General features: G+C 50.5%; 21 protein-coding genes and 1 pseudogene. 10 read left to right on the plus strand and 12 right to left on the minus strand.

Annotated elements, in window-relative coordinates; translation table 11 throughout:
* Positions 1–125, minus strand: a pseudogene (locus HQN87_RS33230) (IS256 family transposase); the annotation flags it as partial.
* Between the two features lie 490 nt (positions 126–615).
* Between HQN87_RS33230 and HQN87_RS22575 the strand changes: the two are divergent.
* From HQN87_RS22575 to HQN87_RS22585, 3 genes are all read left to right on the plus strand, one after another.
* Entirely contained in the window at positions 616–1,596 is a 981-nt protein-coding gene (locus HQN87_RS22575) for an ABC transporter permease (RefSeq protein ID WP_173137917.1), read from the plus strand.
* 12 nt (positions 1,597–1,608) lie between these two features.
* Positions 1,609–2,493 (plus strand): carbohydrate ABC transporter permease, encoded by an 885-nt coding sequence (locus HQN87_RS22580; RefSeq protein WP_173137919.1) that lies wholly within the window; start codon positions 1,609–1,611, stop codon positions 2,491–2,493.
* Between the two features lie 139 nt (positions 2,494–2,632).
* Positions 2,633–4,168 carry a DUF3502 domain-containing protein gene (locus HQN87_RS22585; RefSeq protein WP_173137921.1) on the plus strand — a complete coding sequence of 512 codons (1,536 nt, stop codon included), beginning with the start codon at positions 2,633–2,635 and terminating at the stop codon, positions 4,166–4,168.
* An 89-nt stretch (positions 4,169–4,257) separates the two neighbouring features.
* Here HQN87_RS22585 and HQN87_RS22590 read toward each other — a convergent pair whose 3' ends face one another.
* Positions 4,258–5,055 carry an AraC family transcriptional regulator gene (locus HQN87_RS22590; RefSeq protein WP_173137923.1) on the minus strand — a complete coding sequence of 266 codons (798 nt, stop codon included), beginning with the start codon at positions 5,053–5,055 and terminating at the stop codon, positions 4,258–4,260.
* A 139-nt stretch (positions 5,056–5,194) separates the two neighbouring features.
* On the opposite strand from HQN87_RS22590, the gene HQN87_RS22595 reads away from it, so the two are divergent.
* On the plus strand, positions 5,195–7,444 hold the full coding sequence (locus HQN87_RS22595; RefSeq protein WP_173137925.1) for an FAD-dependent oxidoreductase: 2,250 nt from the start codon (positions 5,195–5,197) through the stop codon (positions 7,442–7,444).
* A gap of 360 nt (positions 7,445–7,804) precedes the next feature.
* On the plus strand, positions 7,805–8,944 hold the full coding sequence (tnpB, locus tag HQN87_RS22600) for an IS200/IS605 family element RNA-guided endonuclease TnpB (RefSeq protein WP_367272778.1): 1,140 nt from the start codon (positions 7,805–7,807) through the stop codon (positions 8,942–8,944).
* A gap of 175 nt (positions 8,945–9,119) precedes the next feature.
* Here the strand turns inward: tnpB and HQN87_RS22605 are convergent, their stop codons facing one another.
* Complete coding sequence (locus HQN87_RS22605; protein ID WP_173137927.1) at positions 9,120–10,247, minus strand: glycoside hydrolase family 88/105 protein; 1,128 nt, start codon at positions 10,245–10,247, stop codon at positions 9,120–9,122.
* A gap of 36 nt (positions 10,248–10,283) precedes the next feature.
* Positions 10,284–12,080: a glycoside hydrolase family 2 protein gene (locus HQN87_RS22610; RefSeq protein WP_173137929.1), complete on the minus strand. Its 1,797-nt coding sequence runs from the start codon at positions 12,078–12,080 to the stop codon at positions 10,284–10,286.
* A gap of 228 nt (positions 12,081–12,308) precedes the next feature.
* On the opposite strand from HQN87_RS22610, the gene HQN87_RS22615 reads away from it, so the two are divergent.
* The 3 genes from HQN87_RS22615 to HQN87_RS22625 all read left to right on the plus strand — a co-directional run bounded on the left by HQN87_RS22615 (position 12,309) and on the right by HQN87_RS22625 (position 15,318).
* Positions 12,309–13,226 carry an ArsR/SmtB family transcription factor gene (locus tag HQN87_RS22615; protein WP_173137931.1) on the plus strand — a complete coding sequence of 306 codons (918 nt, stop codon included), beginning with the start codon at positions 12,309–12,311 and terminating at the stop codon, positions 13,224–13,226.
* 231 nt (positions 13,227–13,457) lie between these two features.
* Positions 13,458–13,763, plus strand: coding sequence for a hypothetical protein (locus HQN87_RS22620; protein WP_173137913.1), 306 nt, complete (start codon positions 13,458–13,460; stop codon positions 13,761–13,763).
* Positions 13,764–13,920: 157 nt separating this feature from the next.
* Positions 13,921–15,318 carry a SpoVR family protein gene (locus HQN87_RS22625; protein WP_173137933.1) on the plus strand — a complete coding sequence of 466 codons (1,398 nt, stop codon included), beginning with the start codon at positions 13,921–13,923 and terminating at the stop codon, positions 15,316–15,318.
* Positions 15,319–15,425: 107 nt separating this feature from the next.
* Here the strand turns inward: HQN87_RS22625 and HQN87_RS22630 are convergent, their stop codons facing one another.
* Positions 15,426–15,719 carry a Uma2 family endonuclease gene (locus tag HQN87_RS22630; RefSeq protein ID WP_367272779.1) on the minus strand — a complete coding sequence of 98 codons (294 nt, stop codon included), beginning with the start codon at positions 15,717–15,719 and terminating at the stop codon, positions 15,426–15,428.
* Between the two features lie 132 nt (positions 15,720–15,851).
* Here HQN87_RS22630 and HQN87_RS33075 point away from each other — a divergent pair, with 132 nt between their 5' ends.
* Positions 15,852–18,257, plus strand: a complete 2,406-nt coding sequence (locus HQN87_RS33075; protein WP_173137935.1) for a transglutaminase domain-containing protein — start codon at positions 15,852–15,854, stop codon at positions 18,255–18,257.
* A gap of 45 nt (positions 18,258–18,302) precedes the next feature.
* Here the strand turns inward: HQN87_RS33075 and HQN87_RS22640 are convergent, their stop codons facing one another.
* The 7 genes from HQN87_RS22640 to HQN87_RS22670 all read right to left on the minus strand — a co-directional run bounded on the left by HQN87_RS22640 (position 18,303) and on the right by HQN87_RS22670 (position 25,356).
* Complete coding sequence (locus HQN87_RS22640; RefSeq protein WP_173137937.1) at positions 18,303–19,238, minus strand: VanZ family protein; 936 nt, start codon at positions 19,236–19,238, stop codon at positions 18,303–18,305.
* Between the two features lie 112 nt (positions 19,239–19,350).
* Positions 19,351–19,977, minus strand: a complete 627-nt coding sequence (locus HQN87_RS22645; protein WP_216857412.1) for a hypothetical protein — start codon at positions 19,975–19,977, stop codon at positions 19,351–19,353.
* Between the two features lie 88 nt (positions 19,978–20,065).
* Complete coding sequence (locus HQN87_RS22650) at positions 20,066–20,659, minus strand: TetR/AcrR family transcriptional regulator (RefSeq protein WP_173137941.1); 594 nt, start codon at positions 20,657–20,659, stop codon at positions 20,066–20,068.
* Positions 20,660–20,827: 168 nt separating this feature from the next.
* A complete protein-coding gene (locus HQN87_RS22655) occupies positions 20,828–22,780 on the minus strand; it encodes an ABC transporter permease (protein ID WP_173137943.1) in 1,953 nt (650 codons plus the stop codon).
* Positions 22,755–23,525, minus strand: a complete 771-nt coding sequence (locus HQN87_RS22660; RefSeq protein ID WP_173137945.1) for an ABC transporter ATP-binding protein — start codon at positions 23,523–23,525, stop codon at positions 22,755–22,757. The genes HQN87_RS22655 and HQN87_RS22660 overlap by 26 nt, the downstream gene beginning before the upstream one ends.
* 140 nt (positions 23,526–23,665) lie before the next feature.
* Entirely contained in the window at positions 23,666–24,661 is a 996-nt protein-coding gene (locus tag HQN87_RS22665; RefSeq protein WP_173137947.1) for a sensor histidine kinase, read from the minus strand.
* Positions 24,658–25,356: a response regulator transcription factor gene (locus HQN87_RS22670; RefSeq protein WP_173137949.1), complete on the minus strand. Its 699-nt coding sequence runs from the start codon at positions 25,354–25,356 to the stop codon at positions 24,658–24,660. Before HQN87_RS22670 ends, HQN87_RS22665 begins: the two co-directional genes overlap by 4 nt.
* Positions 25,357–25,458: 102 nt before the next feature.
* Between HQN87_RS22670 and HQN87_RS22675 the strand changes: the two genes are divergently transcribed.
* Complete coding sequence (locus HQN87_RS22675) at positions 25,459–26,148, plus strand: hypothetical protein (protein WP_173137950.1); 690 nt, start codon at positions 25,459–25,461, stop codon at positions 26,146–26,148.
* The last annotated feature ends 139 nt before the right edge of the window (positions 26,149–26,287 follow it).

A 26,287-nucleotide genomic window follows, 5' to 3' on the forward strand; every position in this document is an offset into this window, starting at 1 on the left:
GATTCTTCGCTGTCCATAAACCCCTGGATTTCAGCGCGCAGAAGGGACTGCATGTTGTCTTTCACAAAATCGTTAACAAGTTTTTCAAATAGATTATTCAGTGCACTTTCGGGTAAAATAGCCATTGGTAGGGTTCCTCCTTAGTGGTTTCGCAATCCTGAGGATACCCTACTTTTTTGTTGCCTGACTAGGCTCCAAATACTGGTACACAACTTATTTTACGCCATCCTAGCACATCTTTTCGCTGTTTTTAACTGCACATTATACAACTATCTCTGAATTTCATTTTCATTTGGAACTGGATACATAAATTGCTGCATTGAACGAACTTACTTCCTTAGCTCTGATGTCATATAGTTGCATTAATCTCCAAACACGGAACTCCCCCCTGCACATCCCCGTTTTCCCCCGCTTTTATCAGGCATTTAACCCTGCTCAAGCAGAAAACTTCTGCTTTTTCTGTTTTTTTAAGCCCGCTCATTCCGCATTTTTTAACTTTTTTCCGTTTATTATGATAGCGCTTACACTCTGTGGCGGATTATGATTTGCCTTGTACAACGTTCTCCTGAATCCCGGGATGAAATGATAACGCTAGCATAAAGGAGTGGACTGTATATGACGCAAGAGGCAACACCCGGCACACCCGGACAGCTTGTTCCGGCGAAGCGGACTGTCAGCGCCCGGCGCTTCCGCAAATCGCTGAGGAAGGACAGCTCGCTGTACCTGCTCGCCCTGCCGGGCATCATTATTCTGATTTTATTTGCGTACCTGCCGATGAGCGGACTGATTCTCGTCTTCAAGAACTACAACTTTAACGACGGAATCTTCGGCAGCCCGTGGGCGGGCTTCGCCAACTTCGAGTTTTTCTTCTCCAGTATGGAGGATGCCCTGCGGGCGACCCGCAACACGGTTATGCTGAATGCGCTGTACATGCTGACCGGCACTTTTTTCTCGGTGGCCATCGCCATTATCTTGAACGAGCTGCGCAGCAAGTGGTTTATCAAAATCACCCAGAGCGTCATGTTCTTCCCTTACTTCATCTCCTGGATCATTATCGGAGCCATCCTGTTCTCCCTGCTCGACTATGACAAAGGGATTCTCAACCAGCTGCTGCAATCGCTTGGCCTGGCGCAAATGGACTGGTATTCGAGCCCGTGGCTGTTCGTAGTGATCCTGGTGCTCGCAAATATCTGGAAAAGTGCCGGCTACGGCGCGATCATCTACTACGCGGTGCTGCAGGGAGTGGACACCTCTTATTATGAAGCTGCCCGGATCGACGGTGCCTCCCGCTGGCAGATTATCACCAAAATCACGATACCGATGCTGATTCCTTCCATCATCCTAATGACGCTGCTCGGAATCGGAGGCATGCTGAAGGGTGATCTGAGTATGATCATGGGCGTAACGTTCCTCAATCCGCTGCTGCTGCCCACTACCGATATTATCGACGTCTATGTCTACCGTACAGCTATACGTTCCGGCGAATTCGGCTTTGCTTCCGCCATTACGCTCTATCAATCCGTCTTTGGATTCATCCTGGTGCTGGTAGCCAACAAGCTGGCCGGCTGGTATGACAAAGACAGCAAACTATTCTAGGAGACCGATACGATGCAAACTACTGAAAACAAAGGGCTGGTTATTTTCTTCTATGTCTGTATTGCGGTATTCTCGGTCATTTGCCTGGTGCCGTTCGTGCTGGCCGTATCCGGTTCTCTCTCTACAGAGTCGAGGATTGCTGCGGAGGGTTATTCCTTCTGGCCCCGGGGGTTCACGTTCGAAACCTATCAATTCCTGTTCGGCTCCAAAGCAGAGCAGATTCTGCGGGCCTACGCTATGTCGCTGTTCGTAACCGTGCTGGGCACGCTGACCGCTGTACTGGTGACTACCGCTTATGCCTACGTTATTTCCGTAAAAGGCTTCCGGCTGAAGAACTTCTTCGCCTTCTTTGCCTACTTCACGATGCTGTTCAGCGGCGGCACGCTGCCGTGGTATCTGCTCAGCACCAAATACTATCATCTAGGCGATACGCTGCTCGGCCTGTTCATTCCCTATGTGCTGAGTGTGTTCCTGATGTTCCTGATGGCCAACTACTTCCGCAGCATTCCGCATGAGATTGTGGAGTCTGCGCAAATAGACGGTGCCGGTCACCTGCGGATCTTCTTCAGTATTATGATCCCGCTCGGCCGGGTCGGGCTGGTGACGATTTCACTCTTTTATGCGCTCCAATTCTGGAATGACTTCTATCTGCCGCTGATGCTGGTAACCGATCAGGAGCTCTATACGATTCAATACCTGATGTACAACATGATGGCGAACATTCAGTTCCTGGCCTCCGGCAATGCCGCACAGGTGGGAGGCGCAATTATTGCCCCGCCGCTGGAGACCGCGAAGATGGCGATGACCTGCCTGACCGTTCTGCCGATCGCTATTTTGTATCCTTTTCTCCAGGGATTCTTCGTTAAAGGGATTATCGTGGGTTCGGTGAAAGGCTGATCCTATAGACACACAGACCTAATATTGGTTGCAGCAGGCGTGTGCTCCCGGGCTTCAACATGTTGTACAATAAGCTTACGGGAGCACCGCCTTGGCAATATAAGCCTCACAGATTAATTCTAATTCAGGAGGGTTCATCATGATCAAGAAAAAAGGCTGGTTAAGTTTGCTCCTGGCAACGGTCTTCCTCGTAAGCGGCTGTTCGCAGGGTAACAATGAAAGCGCTACCCCTGGCAATACAGACAGCAATAGCGGCACAGGCACAGCACCGGCCACGGCGGGAGGCAGTGAAGGTACGGCTCTGGCGCCGGCCAAGCTGAAGATCGTGCTGTACGGGGACGAGTCGAACCGGATGAAGGAGCTGGCCAAGACAGAGTTCTATGATGTGGTCAAAAAAGAAATCAATGCCGAGGTTGAATTCCAGTTCCTGCCCTGGACGGAATACGGCGGCGGCAAAACAGACCTGATGCTGTCAACCGGCGAGGATTTCGCAACCTACACGGATGCCAACTATATGGTGAAATCTGTAGCCAAAGGACTCTACACCGACCTTACTCCCTACATCCCAGCAGCAGCAGATCTGAGTGCTACGGTGGATGAGGCTTCCTTCCGGGCCTTCCAGCTGGACGGGAAGCAATATGCGGTTCCTGTCGGCAACAAACCCAACTCTGCTGAATTCTATAGTGTGCTTGTCCGGCAGGATCTGCTGGAGGAAGCAGGCATGACCCAGGTCACCTCGCTTGCCGAGCTTGAACAGTTCTATGATAAAGCCCATGCCCTTCATCCCGAGCTGATCGGCTATGCTAACACGGACGCCCGCAGAATGCTGCAATATGACTTCACCGACAAGAATCTGTATTGGCAAAATGATTTCATCGCACTGGATGAGTCGGCCAAGGATGATCAGATTATCAGCTGGTTCGAGTCGCCTGAATTCAAGACCTATGCCGGTCTGATGCACGGCTGGTACAAGAAAGGGATTATTCCGAAATATGCCGCTACGAATGTGCCGCAGCTGCAGTCTGACTGGAACTCCGGCAAAGCGATGTTCTGGGCAGGAACCGCAGCGCGTCCGTTCGAAGGTGCCGCTACCATCTCACAGGCCGTGCCTGAAGCCAAGCTGGTCAATTACTTCCTGGGCACCGGCCGTCCAAAAATCAGCAGAGGCACCTACAGCACCGCCTTCTTCGTCTCTGCCGCAGCCAAGGACCCTGAACGTTATGTCATGTTCTTCAACCTGCTGCAAAAAAACCAGGAGCTGTATGACCTGTTCGCCTATGGTATTGAAGGCACCGATTATACGCTGGATGCTAACGGCCGTCTGACCAAAATCAATACCGATTCCCTGATTCCTGATTGGCTGCTGATGAACAAGAACTTCATGCGTTTTGATAACACCGTACCGGATGATTTCATTGCCGATTACAAAGCTTGGGATGATGGAGCCATTATCTCCAAGGGTGCGGGCTTCAACTTCGACAATACGCCAGTCAAGAATGAAGAAACCAAGCTGAACGGCGTATTCACCGAATACCTGGCCCCGATCGGCAGCGGCTTCAGTGATTATGATTCTGCTTACCCGAAGGCGCTTGAGCGGTTAAAAGCAGCCGGTATTGACAAATACATCGCCGAATACCAAAAGCAGTTCTCCGCGTGGTATGCGAAGCAGCAATAGAATTCAGCCGCACAGCGGTGGGACGATGACAGCCTTAATAAAAGCTTAACGGCAGCGCGCCCTCCTTAACAGGAGAGGCGCGTTTGTTGTTATAACCGGTGCAGCTTACGGTATTTCGATGGCGTTAACCCCAGCTTCGCGGTGAATACCCGGCTCAGATAGAAGCCGTTCTCATAACCGCACTGCTGGGCGATCTGCTCGATGGGCTGTGTGGAGTCCTCCAGCAGCTGACATGCCCGGCTCAGCCTGAGTCCGGTCACGAATTCTGAAGGGGTGACCCCGTAGGCCGCACGGAACCGCCGCGTTAATTGTACCGGCGTAATGTTCAAGGTAACGGCCAGCTCCTGCAGGGTCACCGGTGTGCCGGCATGTTCAACCATCCATTGTCTGGCCTGCTGCATCGTTGGATCAGGACTTTTCTCATCGACATGCCCTTCTTCCGCTGTATTACTGCGCTCGATTTCGAGCAGCCTCCATACATCCTCAAGCAGATGCTTGATCCGGCCCAGCATGGGCTCCTCTTGAATCCCTCTTCCGATGCTCCGCATGTAGCGGTACGTTGACCTTAAGCGCTCCACATCCCTGACGGCCCACCTTCCGCCAAGCGTTGCCGCTTCTTCCGGCTCCACCTCTGCCTCCCATACGAATTGAATGAAGTGAAACGTTAGAGGGGTAAGCGTTCTCCGGTAAAAGGCCGTACCGGGCGGACATACAATAATGTCCCCGAATCCGCCTTCTCCTTCGTGCTCTCCGAACCGGTACACAAATTGTCCTTGTTCAACCGCGAATATCGTCCATACGGGATAGGTATCATGCTCCAGCAGGAACTGCTTTTTCTGCTCCCAATAGAGATAGCTTACCGGACGGACGGACCAATTCATACGCATGTCTAACTCTCCTCTAGCGATATCAAATTACTGAAATAAAGTATATGAATTTAGAAATTATATGCATGTTATTTGATGATATATTATTTTATCATGAAACTACGGATATATTATCACAATTCAGAGGAGAGGTTCAATCATGCGCAAAGAAACGGTCCAAACGGATGTCACCGTTATAGGAGGGGGTCTGGCAGGAGTATGTGCGGCGATTGCAGCGGCCCGTCTGGGGCAGAGCGTCGCTCTGATCAACAACCGTCCGGTGCTCGGCGGCAACTCCAGCAGTGAAGTGCGGGTATGGGTGTGCGGCGCCACCTCGCATGGCATTCACCGGTATGCCCGGGAGACGGGGATTATGGGGGAACTATTTGTAGAGAACCAGTACCGTAACAAGGACGGGAATCCGTACCTGTGGGATATGGTTGTGCTGGAAGCCGTGCAGGCGGAACCGAATATTCAGCTGTTCCTGAACACGGATGTGCATGAAGCCGAGGCCGATGAGGAAGATGGCGGCGGGCGCCGTATCCGCTCGGTTACCGGATGGATGATGGGGTCAGAGCGCAGCATCCGCTTCGAGAGTCCGGTCTATCTGGACTGCACCGGAGACGGGCTGGTCGGGTTCCTGGCGGGTGCAGAATACCGGATGGGCCGTGAAGCGCGCGATGAACTGGGCGAAGAATGGGCACCGCTGGTTGCAGATGATATCACTCTCGGCAGCACCCTGCTCTTCTATACCAAGGATGCCGGCCATCCGGTTAAATATATAGCTCCGGCAATGGCTATAGATATTACTAAGACATCCATCACTGAGAACCGCATCATCCGCAGCGGCGACAATGGCTGCGCCTACTGGTGGATTGAGTTCGGCGGCGAACAGGATACGGTTCATGACAACGAGGCCATTCGCAGCGAGTTATGGTCGATCATTTACGGGATTTGGGACTATATTAAGAACTCCGGGAATTTCGATGCCGGGAACATGACGCTGGAATGGGTCGGTTCGCTTCCGGGCAAGCGCGAATACCGCCGCTTCGTAGGAGACTATATCTTGAACCAGAACGATATCCTTGCGCAGCGGGAATTCACGGACCGCATCGGCTTCGGCGGTTGGTCGATTGATCTGCATCCTCCGCAGGGAGTCTATGCCACCGAATCCGGCTCGAAGCATATGTATTCTGACGGCAGCTACCACATTCCGTTCCGGTCACTGTATTCCGTGAATGTGAACAACCTGCTAATGGCCGGCCGCGACATCAGCGCCTCACATGTGGCGTTCGGGACGACCCGCGTTATGGCTACCTGCGCGGTCATCGGCGAAGCGGCCGGCACCGGCGCTGCGCTCTGCGCCGCCAAGGGAGTGACGCCGCGCGAACTGCATGCGAACCACCTGAAGGAGCTGCAGCAGACGATGCTCCGCCAGGACGCCTCTATCCTGGGTCTGAACAATGAAGACGCAGCTGACCTGGCACTCCAGGCTGCCGTCAGCGCCTCCAGCGAACGGAGCCGATTCTCGGTCGAGCAATCTGCGCTTACAGTGCCGCTGGAGACAGACATCGGGTTCACCATTCCTGTCGATCCTCTGCTGGACGGAATGGAGCTGCTGATCGACGCAAGCGAAGCGGCAGAGCTGACCGTTCAGCTATGGGAGACCGGACGGCCCGAGAATTATGTTCCCTATGCGCTTCTGCAATCCGCATCGACTTCTGTCAGCTCCGGTACGCAGCAATGGGTGAAGCTCGACCTGCGCTGGCAGCCGGAGACGCCGTGCAATGCTTTTCTGATCATCAAGGCTAATGCGGCAATCACCCTGCATATGGCAGATCAGCCGACTTCGGGGATGCTCGCCTATGGACACAGCAACACACCGGTAGTATCCTTGGATTTCCAGAATCAGCCCGCACAGCCTGTAGTCCTGTGGGACAAAAAGAAATTCGATCACACAGCCCCCTGCATCCGGCTGTCCGGACCGACAAATGCCTTCGCCGCTGGTAAAGCGGTGGACGGATACCTCCGTCCTTACGGCGGCCCGCATCTGTGGTCCTCTGACCGGATGAACTCCGGCCGCCCGGAATGGCTTGAGCTGGCCTGGAGCGCACCTGTAACCCTTCGTGAGGTACACGTTACCTTCAATGACGATGTCAACGAGGACTTGATTAACCTGCATCATCATATTACGCCATATGAAATCCTGCCGACGCTCGTCAAGGATTATCGTATTGAAGCTTACGTGAACGGCAACTGGACAGCAGTCGCCGCCGGAAGTGACAATCACAAGCGTAAGCATGTGCACACACTTGCCGAAGCTGTAACAACTGATCGCCTGCGCGTTGTGATCGGGGCGACTAACGGAAGTCAGTATGCGGAGATTATTGAGGTGCGGGTTTACGAGTAACTGAGTAAAGAAGATAAAATAGCCTAATCCTTTGGCGTAAATGCTCAAGGATTAGGCTATTTATGTCCAGGAAGACATGAATAAAATGTGCTTACGCAGGGTTTATTTTAACAAAAAGCTGTCAGAATTCCCCCACTTCTAAAGTGGCGGGATGAATGACAACGGTTTGGACTTGGATTTTAAAGGGATTTCGGTTATGCTATGGAAGCGAATGTACGTTCCTGTAATGGTCTTGGCCGATTTGTTCGTGGATTGCGACCATAGTTGATTTGGCCAGCCGGAACTTTGTTCTATTTTGCGGACTCGCCTTCGGTTTGAACAGCAAATCGAAGGCGCACCACCTACATAGGAGGCCTTATTGTGCTCAAAGCATTCAAATATCGCCTGGAACCCACAACACAGCAGGCGGAACTATTCGCCAAAACATTCGGTTGCGTACGCAAAGTCTACAATCTCATGCTCCATGACCGTATCGAATCGTACCAAAAGAATCAAGAAACCGGTGAGAAAATCAAGTTCCCGACACCAGCGCAATACAAAAATGAATTTCCCTTTCTTAAAGAAGTCGATAGTTTGGCTCTGGCTAATGCGCAACTCCACCTGAATACCGCCTACCGCCACTTTTTCCAGCAGCCCGCCTCTGGTTTCCCCAAGTGGAAATCCCGCAAAAATCCCGTTCAATCCTACACCACGAATAATCAAAAAGGAACGATTGCAATTCAGGCGGGTCGCTATCTGAAGCTGCCCAAAATGAAGCCGGTACGTATCAAACTACATCGACAACCGGAAGGGGTGATCAAGTCAGCGACGATCTCCCGCACCGTATCCGGCAAGTACTTTGTCTCCCTGCTGTGCGAAACGGACATTCCGCCCAAACCCCAAACGGGTTCGGTGATCGGGATTGATCTCGGTCTTGCGCATTTTGCAGTTTTCTCGGATGGAACAAAGGTACCGAATCCGAGAGTTCTCGCCCAAACCGCCGCTACCCTAGCGAAAGCGCAGCGCAAACTATCGCGCCGGACGCAGCAGGCGAAGAAGGACGGACATCTGCTCAGCGAGAGCCGCAACTACCAGAAGCAGCGAATTCTGGTCGCCAAGCTGCATGAAAAAGTGGCCAACCAACGAAATGACTTTCTGAACAAACTCAGCACGGATCTCGTCAACAACCACGATGTGATCAGTGTGGAGTCGCTGAATGTCAAAGGGTTGGTTCGGAATCGCAGACTTGCCCGGTCGCTTCATGACGCCTCGTGGTCAAGCTTTCTATCCAAACTGACCTATAAAGCGGCGTGGTACGGCAAACAAGTCGTACAGGTGGACCGCTGGTTTCCTTCGAGCCAGCTGTGCTCGGCTTGTGGGCATCCAGGTGGGAAGAAGGCGCTCCACATCCGGGAATGGAGCTGCCCCAGCTGCGGTGTCCACCATGACCGTGACGTCAATGCGAGCTTGAACATTCGAACCGAAGGGCTTCGCCTGCTGCAAGGCACAGGAGTGCGTTAACTGGACCCCGAACCGCAGGGACTGCGGGGATCGCTTGGGTAGGGCGCTGAGCAGATGCGAAGGGAGGGGAGAAGCCGCTCCCTCCATTTGCTTAAGCGCGCAATAAATCTGACCGCTGCTCACGGATGTACGCCGTTTTGAGCAAGTCCGGGTTGTTTCCAAGAAGCCGCCACCTCTATAGGTGGGGGTAGTTCACAGCTTCATACAAGGCAATAAGCACCAGGGACTGTCCGTATGCCATCGGCATGAGGGTAATGTTCTTGTAATGATCCTTATCCATTCCCATCCCGGTTCCGGCCGACACATTCAGCACCGTTCCATCTCCGCTAATATTGTGACATACCGACTGAATAGCCTTATCGGCCACAGCCTGATAGGAGGAATCCAGAATACCGGCTTTAATGCCTTTTAGGATACCTGCGGCAATGGCGGCCGAACCGGATACCTCTTCATAGCTGGTGGGGTCCTGCAGGACTGTATGCCACAGGCCGGAAGCTGCCTGAAGGGAAACCAGGGCATTGACCTGAGCTTTATACGTATCCACCAGAAAGTTCCGGATACCCGGGCTAATTGTATCCTGGCAAGCTTCCAGGTAATCGACAATTCCATAGGTGAACCAGGAATTACCGCGGCACCAGAAGATACTGCCGAAATTATCATTACGCTCGAAGCTCCAGCCGTGGAAGAACAGGCCGGTATGCTTGTCGAACAAATACTTGATATGGAGCAGAATCTGGTGTTCAGCTTCATGCTGCCACTCCGGCCGGTTGAACTTGCGCCCGGCCTGGTTCAGAAACAGAACCGCCATAAAGAGCGTATCAATCCATAGCTGCCCATTGTGCAAGTGAATGCCATCCCGGTTGCCAATGGCAGTAACCGTATGCTGAAAGCCTCCCTCTTTGGTTTTGGGCAACTCATGAAGGAGCCAATCCGCATGTTCCCGGCATAGCTCCTCCAGCTGGCTGGAAGGCTCCAGCTGATCCAGGAGCAGCACCAAAGGCAAATAAGGAGCTGTCGTATTAATGTTTTTGGAAGGCAGTCCCGCCTCTAGATTACGGGAATACCAATGCTGCAAAAATCCCATATAGCGTTGATCGCTGTAATAATTCTGCAGCTTGTACAGACCATACAGACCGACGCCCTGCGGCCAGTCCCATTCTTCAATTCCGAAATCCCGTTGCACAATCCCTACTCTTGTATCGGCCTGAACCACGGTTTTATCCTTTTCATAGTCGCTGCCGCCCAGATTCATCAGCTTATCTACTACCAGCCCGATTTTTTGAAGCAATATTTCATTTGTCATGGATTCCTAAGCTCCTTGTCATTCAATATGTTCCGGTTAAATGGTCCGCAGATGCCATTGATTATTGATTTCTTTAATTAACTTCGTATCGCATTTGGGTGTCCGATCATAGGCCAATAGACCGTTAATTTCCTGCTCCACATCGGTCAACTGCGTATAACAATAACCATAAATAATCTTAGAAGCGTATACAGCCTTCATAATTCTCTCATATTCCAGAACAAGGTCCTCTGAAGATTGTGCACTGGTATACCCCCAGCCATCGTCAGCGCCAGCCTTATAGCTTATCCCGCCGAATTCAGTTAACAGGATGGGCTCTCCCCGATGCTCATAACCATCTGCATATACACTGCGGGCGGACGGCTTGGAAGCAAGCAACGTTTCCTTCGTGGACAGAATCCGTTTGAATTCCTCATACTTATCGGTCTCATCTGCTCTGCCATGCTGATAATTGTGTACCGCACAAATGTCCGTCTGCGTCATTTCCCAGCCATCATTCGAGATCACTAACCGGGTATCATCCAAGGAATGAATAAGACTATACATGGCTAAGCTGTGATACTGCTGCTGCTTATTCGATTTCACCATCGGAATTCCCCAGCTCTCGTTAAGCGGAACCCAGGCCACAATAGACGGATGATTGAAGTCACGGTCAATAATTTCAATCCATTCTTTGGTTAACCGGGCTACAGCATCATTATTGTAAGAGGGACTGGCAGCACATTCTCCCCATACAAGGAACCCTATACGATCTGCCCAGTATAAAAACCGCGGGTCCTCTACCTTTTGATGCTTACGGCAACCGTTGAACCCTAATTCTTTGGCTAATTCAATATCTTGCTTCAGGTGTTCATCCGTGGGCGCAGTAAGCAATCCTTCCTGCCAATAACCTTGGTCGAGTACAAGCTTTTGATAATAAGGTTTGTTATTCAGATAGACCATACCGTTCTCTGTATGAACTTTCCGCATGCCGAAATATGATTGTATACAATCCACCTCAACCCCATGATCGTACAGCTTCATTTCAACATCGAACAAATTAGGAGTTTCCGGAGTCCAGGTCCAGCCGGCGTTATGAAAGTTTGTCCGGAAGATTTTCAAACCAAACAGATCTACCGTTCTACGTGTTATGGGCTGCAGCAATCGTACTCGATCCTGAATAACAGGGACTCCCCGAAAAGAAATCCGAATATCCACATCTAATTCCTCTGATCCATATCCCTCAGATTTAACTTCTATTCCAATGCTCCCCCGGTCTACATCGGGCTCAAACTTCACCTGATGAATATAAACAGGGTTCACCGCCTCCAGCCACACGGTCTGCCAAATCCCTGTCGTGCGGGTATACCAGATGCTGTCCGGCTTCTCTACCCAGAACTGTTTGCCCCGGGGGATAGTCTCATCCTGTGAAGGGTCCTCCACATGAACAGTCACCTGTTCCTCCTGCCCGGTTAAGGCATGTGTAATATCAAAGGAAAATGGAGTGTGTCCTCCCTCATGCATGCCGATATAATGACCATTCACGTACACCCAGGCTCTATAATCTACCGCTCCAAAATGTAAGACAACACGCTGTTTATACCAACCTGGCTCGAGTGTGAAATTACGCTTATACCAGACGTAGTCATGAAAAGAGGTATCGTGTATTCCACTCGCAGGGGTTTGAAAAGCAAAGGGAACTTGAATGGTCTGACTGAAATTTTCACTTGGATCAAACCAGCGCTGTGCAACTCCAACATTCTTATCATCAAATTCAAATTGCCATGCTCCATTTAAGTTAAGCCATGCGTCTCTAACTAACTGTGGACGCGGATATTCCATCCGGTGTGTCATCTGTCTTCATCTCCTATCCTAATATTCCTGCAACAATAATAGTTAACTTTCTTGCAAGTTCAACAGTAAACTTTCCTCACAAGCAAGCAAATACTATCATGATGAAAGCGCTCTTTCAAGCTTATATCAGCGTAATTCCTTATTTTCAACTTCGTGGTATACTAAATAAAATTAGCGCTTAACCAGATCGTTTATTGTAAACTAAAAAGTTAACAATTGGAGGTACTTATGTTCTTAGAACTCGATGAGATTGGTATTTCTGTTTTGAAAGCACTGGCCTCTGACACCAGAGCTTCCATTCTCAAACTATTGTTACATACACCGCTTACAGTCAGTGAGCTCGCCAAAAAGCTAAATTTAAGCAAAGCTATCGTATCACGCCATATCCGGTTACTGGAGGACGCCAAGATCATCAAGCTCCAGGACAATTTAGAGGTTACCGATAGCCGTAAGAAGAATTTCATTCTTGCTGTGGATCATGTTGCCCTCAACTTACCGAAGAAGCTCCATCTTCCTTTCAATGTAATTACTAATGAAATTAAGCTCGGATACTATTCTAATTTTTCGGTCACCCCTACATGCGGATTAGCCAGCCCCGCCAAAGTAATCGGAAAGTTAGATGATCAACGGACCTTCGTCTCCAATGACCGGATTGAGGCTTCCTTACTTTGGTTTGCCGAGGGCTTCGTTGAATATATGATTCCGAATGATTTCAACCACAATTTCACTGCAGAATTATTAGAGTTATCCTTAGAGCTCTCTTCAGAGTTTCCTGGTTCCAACAATAATTGGCCCAGTGATATCGCTTTTTATATCAACGATGTTTTTCTAGGCACCTGGACGGCTCCAGGTAATTTTTCAGATGTGCGCGGGAAATTAACACCAGCCTGGTGGGATAACGAACTAAGCCAATACGGCCTTTTGAAGCATTTAAGAGTCACCAAGAAAGATACAGGAATAGACGGTCAAAAAATATCATCGGTTACCCTTGCCCAATTAAAGATCGAAGACTCCCCCTTCATCAAATTGAAGATAAGCATTGATGATCATTCTAAGAACAAAGGTGGACTTACTATTTTCGGGGAGCACTTTGGAAATTATCCGCAGAATATGCTGCTTAAAATATTCTACACTGAGGCGGAATAGACTTGAACTTGAAGCTTCATCATCACTGCGGTGAACATTTGGACCTCCGGCCGCTGTTGTCCCCAGATTTCTTGATCTATTCCGCTCTTCGCGGTGGAAATCCCACTTCGAATCTCCCAAGGTGCTTACGCAAAAAAGCTCTCCATGAACGATGCACATCGTTTTGGAGAGCTTTTTTATGGATAATATTCTGCTACAATATAAGGACAAACCAAATTGGAGGTGCCAGCCATGCAATGGGAAGAGGTTCGGAAGATTTATCCCAATCAATACGTCAAGCAGCAAATCCTTGAATCACATACCGGAAATGATGATTTGAAGGTTGAGATTCGTGTTTTTAGTAGACCGAGAGTGGCTCGAATGAACAGAATACTTACAGATGAGCAAAAGAAGCAAATGACTTCGGTTATCTTCAAAGATGAAGGTGTTCTCTCCCAACTTCAACAAGCTCAAAAAGATCGCAGAGATGGAATTTCCACTTACAGTGACAGCGAAGAGGAATTTGCCCAGTTACTGAACAAGATCCAGAACGAATAAATAGCCTAACCTCTTAGCATATTCGCTGTGGGTTAGGCTATTTTTTGTACAATAACTCATCTGCCCTCTCATGCCGCATTCTTCCCCATCATACTCCCTCCCCTCCGCCCATATACATAGGAAGAACGGTTCGCAAGCTGGAAGGAGAGATGGATGCATGCCCGGTGATGAGATTAAAGCGCTGGAACGGGCGATTGCCGAGATTACGGAGATTGCTACCGGGTTCGGCCTCGATTTTTATCCGATGCGTTATGAGATATGTCCTGCGGATATTATTTATACCTTCGGTGCCTACGGGATGCCCACCCGGTTCGGGCACTGGAGCTTCGGGAAGACTTTTCACAAAATGAAGTCGCAATACGATTTCGGCCTGAGCAAAATTTATGAGCTGGTGATCAACTCTAATCCGTGCTACGCCTTCCTGCTCGACGGCAATTCCCTGGTGCAGAATAAGCTGATTGTCGCGCATGTGCTGGCGCACTGCGACTTCTTCAAGAACAATATGCGCTTCTCCATGTCCAACCGGGATATGGTCGAGAGCATGGCAGCCACCGCCGACCGGATTAACGATTATTCTGTCACCTATGGAACGGATGCGGTAGAGAGCTTCATTGATTCAGTGCTGGCGATCCAGGAGCATATCGATCCCAGCCTGATCCAGCCCCGCAAGCTGGGCAAGACCCATCTGCTCGAAGCCAAGATGAAGGAGCGTAAGGACTTCCCGCCCGGCGGTCCCGGACCGGCTCATGCCTATAGCGAGCTGTGGGATCTGGAGAAAAACCCGGATGCCGAAGCACCCGTGCCGGAAACTGCCGGCAAACGCACTTTCCCGCCCGAGCCGGAAAAGGATGTCGTTTGGTTCATCCAGCAGTATTCCACTGCTCTGGAGGACTGGCAGCGCGATATTATGACTATGCTGCATGACGAAATGCTCTATTTCTGGCCGCAGATGGAGACCAAGATCATGAATGAAGGCTGGGCCTCCTACTGGCATCAGCGGATCATGCGCGAGCTGGATCTGACAGCCGAGGAGACCATCGAGTACGCCAAGCTCAACTCAGCCGTGGTGCAGCCCTCACGGCAGAGTCTGAACCCGTATTACCTCGGGCTGAAGATCTTCGAGGACATTGAGAAGCGCTGGGACCGGGACAAAATCTTCGAGGTCCGTGAGCTGGATTCGGATACCTCTTTTATCCGCAGCTATCTGTCCAAGGAACTGGTGAGTGATCTCGACCTCTATGTCTTCGAGAAAAAAGGTCCGGAATGGAAGATCACCGACAAGGCCTGGGAGAATGTTCGCGACCAGCTGGTGCTGGCCCGGGTCAACGGCGGCTCCCCGTACCTTGTCGTCCAGGATGCCGATTATGAGCGCAACGGCGAACTGCTGATCGCCCACCATTACGAGAGCATCGAGCTGGATCTGAAATACCTGGAGCGCACGCTCCCCCATATCTACGCCCTGTGGGGCCGCACCGTGCATCTCCAGACTGTCGTGGAAGACAAAAAAGCCCTCTTTACCTATGACGGTAAGAAGGTGCAGCGGAAGTTTATGTAGTTAACGTGGATATGCCCGTCTATTAAGCCGCAGGTCGGTTGCGATATGCAACTCATCTGCGGCTTATTTGAAAATATAAGACGGCGAAGCCGTTTCTGCTTGTCGTATTAGACTTCCAAGTCAAACAGTCTGCCAAGCGGTATCTGAAAATCTCTAAACACATTCGACCGCACGCTATCCTGTTCCGAATATAAGTCCCGCACCTGATACACACCGTCCAAAAGCGTATAAACATGAACCGTACGATTGCCGGGATCGACGATCCAATATTCCTGTACGCCGTATTTTTGATATAAATTAAACTTCTCATTGAAGTCCTTAAGGGCAGTGGATGGCGATAGTACTTCGATAATCATGGTCGGCGCACCGTGACAGCCGTTTTTGTGATCGGCTTCTATCACTTAAATATAAAATATCCCAAATTTGTTTTAATCGTTCTCAAATTGGTTATATATCTCCTGTGATTTGTATGGGTAATTTTGGATTACACACTATTACCCTCATTAAGACAACCGAGACAGGAGAGGACATTAGTGAAAGTGAAACAATTGGCAATGCTTATGCTCATCATGTGTGTAATTCTGACAGGCTGCATGGGGGGCGGCAAGGAAGCGGGTCCAGCGTCTACACCTGCACCGACGGCCAGTCCGGCGGCAGAAACGACGAATACCCCGGAGAATACTCCGCCGGACGCTTCGCAGACGGTGTATGATCTGAAGCAGAAATACGATACTGACAACAATCCGGGCATCATGCCTATGTATAATGTTGAGCAGGATATGGAATTCATCTTCAGATTCAATACGGATCTTGGATCCGAAGCAATAGGCAAGACGTTATCCGTACATACCGATATCAAGGCACTGCCGGAGAGTAAGGTAGGGACCCTTGAAGACTCACAGCTTGTAGGCGGCAAAAGCGTATACTCCATCAAGCCGCTCGGCTTCGGCGTACTCCCTTCCGATTCCTTGCGCGAAGCCGGAGGCAGCTCCTGGGGGAACGCCCCGGTGTACTACATCCGGCTTAACTATGATCTGGATGCCAAATCGCCTACTCCGCTGAAGCAGCCCATTATTATTCCGTTTACAGTGAAATCGGATCTGCCTACACCGACTCTGGATGCGGACATCAGCCCTGACGGCAGACTGACTCTGGTGTGGAATGAGGTGCCGGGCGCTGAGAGCTACAATATTTACAGCGCTTCGCATATCACGATGGAGAATACCAACGAGGCGCTGAACGGGGCGGAGCAAGGATATGCGAATCAGCGTCCGCTGAAGATTGCAACGGTGCCCGGCACTTCTTATAACGACTTCATGAAGGACGGGCGCGGCGCGCTCGGGATTGTGGATGAGACCATCACCAGCCTTCAGAACAACAATGTGCAAGGTGAATATTATGTCACCGCTGTTCAGGGAGGCAAAGAGTCCAGGTTCAGCCGGTCGGTGGATACGGTTTCGTTATCCAAGCTGCTGCCGCGCACCGTAGCTTCCGAGGATAATATCAACCTGAAGTTATTCAAGAACGCTGCCGAATTGCCCAAGACCGTCCCGGTCCAGTTCATTGACGGCTCCAAAGCCGCGGGGACTGTGATCTATGACACGGATTCCATCACGATTCAGAAGTCCGGTCCAACCGATGTGCCATACTCCATTCAAGGAACGGCACTCAAAGGGTACGTTCAGGTTACGCAGCTGACGGATGCCGATATTGCCGGTCTTGCAGCCGCCCAGAGCAAAGGGGCCAATCCAGGGTATGTGGAGCCGGAGAATAATACGGAATATGTGCCTGCTCCTGATGTTCCGACCATCATTGACAACGACAATACGGGCGAATCCGGCGATGGCGATAATGCCATTGACCGGCAGAAGGAGAATACACGCAGCAAGGTAGATGAGGGGAACAAGCAGGCCGTGCCTGCCTCAACAATCCGGGCGGACCTGATTCATGCCGATTCTGCGCTGGAAGAGTATCTCGCCTTGTCCCTGATCAGCGGAAAGACCGAAATTCCGCTGCTGGCCTTCCCGGAGGCGCAGAATGCGCGGACCCTGGTCGATGTAGTGGAAAAGGTAGTCTACCAGAACCCGCTCATTCTCGGATTCCGCAGCTATGGCTACGATTATCAGAACCTGACGCTGCATGTGGAATACGATGATTCATCCGAGGTCATTGCGTCCAAGCAGCGTGAGATTCTCTCAGAGGCAGACAAAGTCATCGCCGCCATATTCAAGGACGGTATGAGTGCTGATGAGAAGCAGATGGCGATCTACGATTATCTGAATGACAATACCGCCTATGACGATGCCGCGCTGGAGAATGCCCAGGAGCAGCAGTTCAAGAGTGTGGATGCGAAATTCAATGATTCCTTCAGTACCTACGGCATTCTGGTCAAAAAAGTTGGCGTATGCATGAGTTATGCCCACACCTTCCAATTGCTCGCTGACCTGTCCCAAGTCCCTTCGATGGTGGTCACGGGAACCATGAGCGGCGTGAATCACGCCTGGAACAAAGTGAAAATCGGCGACGAATGGGTCAATGTCGATCCGACGAATAATGCTACCAATTCAGGACTTCCCTATCTGCTCTACAATTCCAGCGATGCCACTGCGACAGATGTAGAGTATGTGATGGACAAGGCTTACTGGCTGGACCATGAGCTATCCCTGTTCAAGGCCACCAGCAATGACTATGATTATTATGTGACCCAAGGGCTTGAGGTCGATTCCCTTGAAGCGTACAAGTCCAAGCTGGCAGAGCAATTGAAGAAAGGCGAGACCCTGGTGGTCCTGCGCGTTCTGGCCGATGCAGACAACTCAGAGCTGATGAAGAAAACCGCCGAGGTCATCAAGCAACACGATGCAACCAAGCTGGATAAGGCGGGTATGGTTGAATTCGGAAGTTACGTAGCCGTTCAGTTGGATGCCGCAGCCGGGCAATAACGACCAAAAAGGCAAGCTCCGTTTAAGGGGCTTGCCTTTTTATGTTTAGTTCCAGATATACTGCATCTTTTTATACCCGACATCCCATATTTCCAAGCCGCCTTTAATCGTGATCTTCAGCTCTTCCCCCGGCTCAACCGGCATCTCGTATACCACAGGGTACTGTTCAGGATTAGTACGCTGAAAGTCTCCAGTATAATTAAAGATCTCCTGGCCATCCCGGGTAATACTGATCTCACCGGAATAATCCGTTGGTTCGGGGTTTCCGAAAGTGAAGCAGAAAATCGTCCGGCCTTCAGACTTGTACGTGAACGTTCTGGAATCTAAGCTTTCAGCGCTATATAGGTTATAGCGGAGCGGTATCTTCTGTCCGTTGATTTGAATACTGTCCGGCTTGTCCCCTGTGGATGAATTGCCCGAGGTGTCCTTCCAATCAGTGATCGCCGTAAACGGACCCTCTACTTTAGTTATTAATTTGTCTACCGCCGCGCCTAATCCCCATAAAGCTATAAAAAGGACCAACCCCGATAAAGCCGTTGCCACCAGATTGCGCCCGAGGCTCCGGTAACGGAAACCAAGCTTGTACGCCCCAAAACCGAGAGCTGCGCCAATCGAATTCTGAAGAGCGTCGTTGATATCGAAGCTGCCCAGGAAGGTAAGAGCCTGGAGCGTTTCCAGCACAAGAATCGCGATGAAGAACAAGCTGATGAACCGGACGAAGCTGACCCGGTACAGCCATGGAATCAATATACCGAAAGGAATAAACGCAATCGTGTTCCCGAACCCCACCAAATCCATCAGGGTTGGAGGCATAAGATCAGATGGGGACGGCAGCTTAAGGAAGTTATCGGGCATGAAAATAAAGGTGTAGATGGTATGATCCGAAGCCTCTCCTCTGCCGAAAGCGAAGAACATAAAATAAAGAACAAGCAATGTGTACAACACGGTTATAGTTAGTAAGATCTTACGTTGTTTGACCATGGTTAACTCCTTTGCCGGATGTCTATTGTTAAACTGAACTGGCGGACATTATACCACATAGCAAATTCAAATGCTAAATGGTTACCCCTCCGGCTGTTTCTTGACCTATTATCTAAGAGCTGCCGTCCAGCAGCATGTTCCAGCGCAGACGGGTTGCGCGTTCCACACTGCCCGTGGCGGCGCAAAGACCGAGCAGCATGTTCAGCCACACCGGCAGCGCAATGGGCGAGTTGAAGGTTCCGAAGCGCTCAGCAATCTCAGGCACTCGGGTAATCTGGTCCATGATCTGAGGGATGGCAAGAACCATGGGAACCAGAATCATAATCAGTGAAATATATCCGATCCAGCGGCTCAATCCCGGATGCTTACGGCCAAGACGGGCACGCCTTCCTTCTGCCGACCTCTCATCCGGGATAAGCTGTCTCACACCCCCTTCACTCGTGACATAGTGGCAACGTCTAAGGCCGAAAACCGTGGACACTACTTCAATCGTTCCACCAGTTACAGGAAAGACTGCAGGAAGCTTGGATTGGGCGTAATGCTTGCCATTGAGATACAGATGGGCCTTACCCTTACCGTCATCCGTAAGCAGCCGCTCCCAATAGGGGACATCCACAGCAAAAACGCCTTGCTGGTCATCATTGTTCGTCAACGGGAGGTAGAACAGGGCCCGGGAGAGCGGTTGCCACCAGCGGAAGTCCTTCAATGGACGTCCGTTTCCCGGCTTGACCCGTTGCATAGCTTTGCTCCGGCTCCTCTTGGTGAACATTTCTTCACTTCCTTTCGGATAATAAACAACAGAGATATCAACTGGCTTGCCTGCTGCGTTATTTCAGCATTTTCAATACGCTCTTTATGATTTTTTCATTGTAATCTTCAAGACTCATTTCAGTTTTAGGCAATGACAGGGAAGCGGATATAGCCCCCCGAATGACAATTGCAATTACAATAGGATCAAAATCACCAAATTCCTTAGCTTCCTGCCCCTTGTAGAGAATCCCTTTCAACAAAACATTCAATTCATCTTCATCATTAATCTCTGCCAGATAATAAGGGACGTTATCAGGTGTACGCCCATTAAAAACAATTTCAAGCAGAGCAATGTTATAGGCGCGGTTTGTGCCCTGATAGGCTAAGCTTGCTTCAATAAAAACCATTAACTTCTCCATATACGTTTGTTTCGGTTCCACTTTCCCTTTAATAAAAGCCCGCTCCTGCTCAACCAGGTAGATTAAAGTGTTCCTCATCAAATCTTCCTTGCCCGAGAAATGATAAGATATAAGGCCTGTGCTTATATTCGCTTTATTCGCGATTTTGGACAGGCTGGTGCTAAGATATCCAATTTCCGTTAGAACTACGATGGCAGCTTTAATGATTTGTTCCCGGCGCGCATCGGCTATCAAAGAGTGCTTATTTTCCAATATATTCATCCGCCTTTTAAAATATTGATCAGTCATTTTTTATTTTGATCGTTCAATCAGTTTTTATTCTAGATCTTTTTCATTTTAATGTCAAATGTAAATACGTGATTGAACGACGAAGACAGCCCTAATTGGGCTGCCTTCTTGTAAGAAGTTACTATTCTTTGTTCATACCATCATTTTCTTCAGACTGCGGATATATCTTGATTTCACAATGATGAAAAAGACGCTTTGCAGAATCAGATACCCGGCAAAGGTGGTCAGTACCGGCTTAAGCACATTCATGATTCCCGTCTCCAGGATAGGGCTGATGACCACCAGACTCTGAACAGCAGCCACTACAATAGGTATATAGAACAGTACCGCAATCTGTTTGGTTGCTGATGCTGACATTTCACTGGTGCTTAGCCCGATCTTGGATAACGCACGGTACATACGAATATCTGCAGCCAGATCACTGTACAGCTTGAAATACAGGAAACTGGCCGATGCCACCGAAAAAATCAGAGCCACAAAAACACTGACGAAGCTGAGCATGGCTGTGCTTTGTTTAAGAACCCAATAATTAGCGGCGCGTGAAGTTAAATCGAACACCTCATCGCTTGTCCCTTCCCTTGCAGTATTCCATTGTCTCAGCTTGGTGCCTACGATATTCTCCTGACTGTCGATGGAAGGCAGTGATCCTGTATCCCATGCCGGAACCTTATAGTGATAACTGATATAAGGTCTGACCTCCTTGCCCTCTTCAGCCGACCGGGCTACTCTGACCATCTCCACCCACTTCTCCGGCACAATCAGCACAGGGGCTACTGAACTGATGAACCCAACCGATTCTGTGGTTACACTCTCCTTGACGTAGAGGGATACAGCGGGCTGTTCAGCCAAGGTAACCATCTGGTCACGGATATACTCCTTCTTCTCCACCTCTGGTGACGCTACAACAACGACTTCATTTGCACCCAGTCCGGTTACGGCCGGAAGATCAGCCAAAGGCGCAAGCTCATTATACTGGGCAAGTCCGATCAGATACAGGCCGTTCTCCCTTCCCTCTTCATCCAGTGCCGATGCAGAGAGCAAGTCGGTTCTCTTCTCCGTGTACTCCACACCCGCCGCCTTGAGTTCCTGGTGAATTGTGCTCCGGTCAGGGTCTGCCGATGTGGTCCGGTAATAGGTTTGGGTGATGGCAAAAGGTTTCTCATTGTACTCGTCTCTTCCGGCCTGATTGATGGACAGAACATAACCTGCCCCCATACTGGCCAAGGCCGTGACTACTGTAATCATGAATAACATCCGCGAATTGTCCCGCAGTTTGTAACTCATCTCTGAAGTCCACAACAGCCGCGTGCCGCGCCAGGTGGATCTCCGGCTGCGCTTAAGCAGACGAATGACAACAACAGACAGCTGGGAGTAGAACAAATAGGTGCCGCTAATTCCCGCAACAGCGGCCAGAATAATAGCAAAGGGACTGAGTTCAATCCGCAGGGCATAAAAACCGGTACTCAGCAGGATTACGCCCATTAAGGACAGAAACAGGGAGGCCTTCGGCTGTTTTTTCGGCTTAACATTTCCCTGAAGCAGATCGAGTACTTTGTTATTGCGGATAAGCAGCAGCGTAAAGAAGGAGATGAACAGAAACAAGGAGACGAAGGACAGGGAGGTGACCAGCATGGCATGGACAGGCCAGTAGAAAGGCAGATCCTCAATTCCAATCGCCCTTGTGCTGAGCAGCAGAAATAACTTGGAGAGAAGCATGCCCCCTGCGATTCCGGTTACAATGGCAACTATGCCGATCAGCATATTCTCAAGGAAGATGAGCCGGTTAATCTGGTTGGGCCGGGCACCCAGGATGGTCAGAATCCCGAACTCCAGATTCCGTGATTTCAAAAATGTTCCGATGGAATACAGTACGAAGAAAAAAGCGAACACATACACAATGCAGGCTGCGACCCGCATACTCGTTACCGCCATGGTCCCTATATTCTGACTCGCAATCCCGGGATGATAAATGAATACGGAATAAGCAAAAAATACCATGACCATAAATGAACTGCTCAGGAAATAAGCAATATAAGCCCGGGCGTTACGCCGTACATTATTAAACGCGAATTGAGGAAAGCTCATGACTATTCCCTCCCCAAAACGATAGTGTGTCAATAATCTTCTGGAAAAAGGCCTGACGGTTATCGCCACGGTGAATTTCGGCAGCCAGCTTGCCGTCCTTAATGAAGATGATCCGGTTACAGTAGCTCGCTGCCTGCGGGTCATGGGTAACCAGCAATAGGGTGGTGCCTTGTGTGCGGTTAATGTTCGCCAGCGATTCCATAACGATCCGCGAGGAATTAGAGTCCAGGGAACCGGTCGGCTCATCAGCCAGGATCATCGCAGGGGACGTAATGATTGCACGTGCAAGAGCAGTCCGCTGCCGCTGTCCGCCCGATATCTCATAGGTGCGTTTATTCAGGATATCTGTAATGTTAAGCTGTTCAGCAACCTTCAGCAGCAGGGAATCCATCTCTTTCAGCTTGCGGTTATCCAGCGTAAGGGGAAGCACAATATTCTCAGCCACAGTTAACGTCTCCAGCAGATTGAAGTCCTGAAAGACAAAGCCGAGCTGTCTGCGGCGGAAATGAGCCAGTTCTTTCTTATTCAGCTTGTACGGATTACTGCCGTTGATATTCACCTCTCCGGAGGTAGGCTGGTCAATGGTGGATACCATATTAAGAAATGTGGTTTTACCGCTGCCGGAGGGCCCCATGATCCCTACGAATTCCCCGCTCTCGACACTGAGATGAATATCGGTAAGCGCCTGGGTCTTCACTTTGCCGGGATATACTTTATTCAGTCCTTTCACTTCCAATACATTCACTGAAATCATCCTTTCCTTAGGGAAACAAGTGTTTACCTGTGTGTGGGTCTTTATCCTTGTTCCAATGTACAGGATGAGCAATTCCGCTGCTATGGCTTTACCTTAAGGCTATCTTACACCTGGTTTAAGGTTATGTTCGGTTACTGTACAGGGGCTTGGCCGTTAAAAATAATCCGGACCGCAGTTCCTGCCCCGGGCCGGGATTCCAATTCAACGGCATGTCCCAGTCTGGTGCAGATTTCTTTGACCAGATACAGCCCCATTCCGGTGGACTCATGATATTGACGCCCGCGTTCACCGGTGAAATACGGGTTGAATACTCTTTTCAAATCCTCGGGAGAAATGCCAATGCCCTGATCTGAAATCTCCAGAACCGTATCCTTGCCGCGGGGGTGTGCAGAGATCGTCACCGTTTTGCCGGAACCGACCGTGTAATTGACAGCATTGGTCAAAATCTGGCCCAGCATGAACATCAGCCATTTGGCATCGCTGTATACATGGGTCCCGTCATCCACCAGAATATTCACGGAGACTCCCCTGCGGATGAATAGTCTCCGGTTCCCGGCTACCGCATTGCCGACAGTCTTGCGGAGGGACAATAGCTCCACATGGAAGTCATTCTCAAAACGTTCCAGACGGGAGGTGTGGATGACCATTTCCAGTCCTTTGCGCAGCTTCTCCACCTCCTCCTGAATGCTGCCGGCGGTTTCGTCCTCCAGATCCTGCAGGATGAGCTGTATAACAGAGATGGGGGTCTTCATCTGATGCACCCAGCGGTTAATGAACACAATATGCTGGTCCATCTGCCGGATGTGCCCGTTCAGCTTCTCCTGATACTGGCGGTCCATGTTCTGTAGCAGCTCTTGAACGGCCTCGGGAAGCGCAACCTCTCCAAGGGGTGTCAACTGATCCGCAGAGAAGGTGCCGGGAGAGCTTAACAGCTTATATAATCTGCGGTGCTGAACATAACGGTAACCGAGGTACAAGAGAAGAATACTGCCGCTCAGGAGCACACCGTATCCAATGATCGCCGGGGGCCTGTCCTCGCCTGAGATCCAATACAACACCGGAACCAGGAGCATCTGCAGCAGATAGAAGAGCAGCAGCGGAACCTGATCCTTCCAGAATAATCTCATGGTGCTTCACCCGGTATATTCAGACGATACCCGGCGCCCCTTACCGTTTCAACAACTTCTCCCGCGCCAAGATCCTTGAGCTTCCTGCGGACACGTGTAATGTAGACGTTCAAGGTATTATCATCAATGAAATGCTGGTCCTCCCACATCAGATCCAGCAGCTTCTCCCGGGAGACCACACGCCCTTCCTTCAGCAGCAGCGCTTCCATCAGGATAGACTCCTTCTGGGTCAATTCCATGGATTCCCCGGCATACTGGATGGTATAACGTTCAGGATACAGGGTTAGAGCTCCTGAATGTAGCGTACGTTCCCCCTGAGTTTGTGCATATGAGCCGTAGGCTCTGCGCAGATGACTGCGGATTTTGGCCAAAACGACTTCGTAGTGGAACGGTTTGGTAATATAATCATCCCCGCCGTTCTCCAGCGCCATCACCTGGTCCATCCCGCTGTCTCTGGCTGAAATGAACAGAATGGGACAAAGCGAAATTTGGCGGATCTGGCGGCACCAGTAATAACCATCGTACTTGGGCAGATTGACATCCAGCAGCACAAGAGCGGCAGCGCTCGCCTTAAAGGCTTCCAGCACGTTCGAGAAGTCGTCAATACGAATGGTGCGATAATCATATTTAGAGAGGTATGCGCTCAGCAGTCCTGCAAGCTTGGCATCATCTTCAATGATCAGAATGGTTTCCATAGGTCGCCTCCTTGCCTATAGCATAACACTGCAACTATTACAACACACATCCGGGCTACGGTGAATAGGCTATTATAACTTTGAATTATGGAGGTATCGCCTATGACCTTTGAGAATGAAGACCAGAAACGTTACGATTCCTTTCCCTACTCGCATTACTATCATCTGGTCCGCCCGGAGACCCGCCGGGCAGCTCAGGCCACAGAAGACCACAGTAGAAACGATAAACTTGCGAAGGGACATATGAACGCCAATGCAGGCAGCGGGCAGGGAATCCAGGTTGATGCCGGAGGCGAAGTTGGCGGTGAGCACGGCATTGGCTTGAACGCTGGCGGGAATATAGCACACTCTGGCGCTAGTATTCATGCGGACGCCCACATCGGCCACCCTTCCTACGGAATCCAGGCACAGGGCAATACCCAGCTGGGTAACGGCCAGGGCCTTGGACTTGATGCAGAGGCCCAGGCCTTCGGCAAGTATGGGCTTGAAGCCCAGGCCACAACCCAGCTCGGCGGCGGCCAAGGGGCAGGCTTCCATGCAGCAGCGCAAGCCGGAGGTGAACACGGTCTGAGTGCGGATGCGGAAGGTCACCTGGGTCTCAGTGAAGGGGCCGGACTCCAGACCCATCTGCAGCTCGGCGGTGAGAATGGTCTCGGTGCCGAGGCCAAGGCACAGCTCGGCGGAGGGCAAGGTGCTGGATTAGATATCACCGGACAGGTAGGCAAATACAACGGGCAAGCAGGCTTTAAGATTGGCGGTAAGGAGCAGCAGGCTAAGGACACTAAGGAATAAGACTTCAGGAAATTGTGGCAGTGACGTTGTGTAGAAAATAACGGCTCTCCAGTCCGTAAGGAAGCTGCACGGGAGTGCAGCAGACCGGCTCGACAATGCAAAGGGACGATCCCCAGCCATGAAGATGGCCGGAGATCGT

Origin of the sequence: Paenibacillus tritici (assembly GCF_013204885.1) — a bacterium.
GTDB classification, from domain to species: Bacteria; Bacillota; Bacilli; order Paenibacillales; family Paenibacillaceae; genus Paenibacillus_AQ; species Paenibacillus_AQ tritici.

Excerpts from the sequence above, each read along its gene's own strand:
- HQN87_RS22655 (WP_173137943.1), bottom strand. The coding sequence starts at position 22,780 with ATGAGCTTTCCTCAATTCGCGTTTAATAATGTACGGCGTAACGCCCGG.
- HQN87_RS22670 (WP_173137949.1), bottom strand. The coding sequence starts at position 25,356 with ATGGAAACCATTCTGATCATTGAAGATGATGCCAAGCTTGCAGGACTG.
- HQN87_RS22675 (WP_173137950.1), top strand. The coding sequence starts at position 25,459 with ATGACCTTTGAGAATGAAGACCAGAAACGTTACGATTCCTTTCCCTAC.
- HQN87_RS22605 (WP_173137927.1), bottom strand. The coding sequence starts at position 10,247 with ATGACAAATGAAATATTGCTTCAAAAAATCGGGCTGGTAGTAGATAAG.
- HQN87_RS22615 (WP_173137931.1), top strand. The coding sequence starts at position 12,309 with ATGTTCTTAGAACTCGATGAGATTGGTATTTCTGTTTTGAAAGCACTG.
- HQN87_RS22610 (WP_173137929.1), bottom strand. The coding sequence starts at position 12,080 with ATGACACACCGGATGGAATATCCGCGTCCACAGTTAGTTAGAGACGCA.
- HQN87_RS22580 (WP_173137919.1), top strand. The coding sequence starts at position 1,609 with ATGCAAACTACTGAAAACAAAGGGCTGGTTATTTTCTTCTATGTCTGT.
- HQN87_RS22620 (WP_173137913.1), top strand. The coding sequence starts at position 13,458 with ATGCAATGGGAAGAGGTTCGGAAGATTTATCCCAATCAATACGTCAAG.
- HQN87_RS22590 (WP_173137923.1), bottom strand. The coding sequence starts at position 5,055 with ATGCGTATGAATTGGTCCGTCCGTCCGGTAAGCTATCTCTATTGGGAG.
- HQN87_RS22665 (WP_173137947.1), bottom strand. The coding sequence starts at position 24,661 with ATGAGATTATTCTGGAAGGATCAGGTTCCGCTGCTGCTCTTCTATCTG.
- HQN87_RS22595 (WP_173137925.1), top strand. The coding sequence starts at position 5,195 with ATGCGCAAAGAAACGGTCCAAACGGATGTCACCGTTATAGGAGGGGGT.
- HQN87_RS22645 (WP_216857412.1), bottom strand. The coding sequence starts at position 19,977 with ATGCAACGGGTCAAGCCGGGAAACGGACGTCCATTGAAGGACTTCCGC.
- HQN87_RS22575 (WP_173137917.1), top strand. The coding sequence starts at position 616 with ATGACGCAAGAGGCAACACCCGGCACACCCGGACAGCTTGTTCCGGCG.
- HQN87_RS22640 (WP_173137937.1), bottom strand. The coding sequence starts at position 19,238 with ATGGTCAAACAACGTAAGATCTTACTAACTATAACCGTGTTGTACACA.
- HQN87_RS22625 (WP_173137933.1), top strand. The coding sequence starts at position 13,921 with ATGCCCGGTGATGAGATTAAAGCGCTGGAACGGGCGATTGCCGAGATT.
- HQN87_RS22585 (WP_173137921.1), top strand. The coding sequence starts at position 2,633 with ATGATCAAGAAAAAAGGCTGGTTAAGTTTGCTCCTGGCAACGGTCTTC.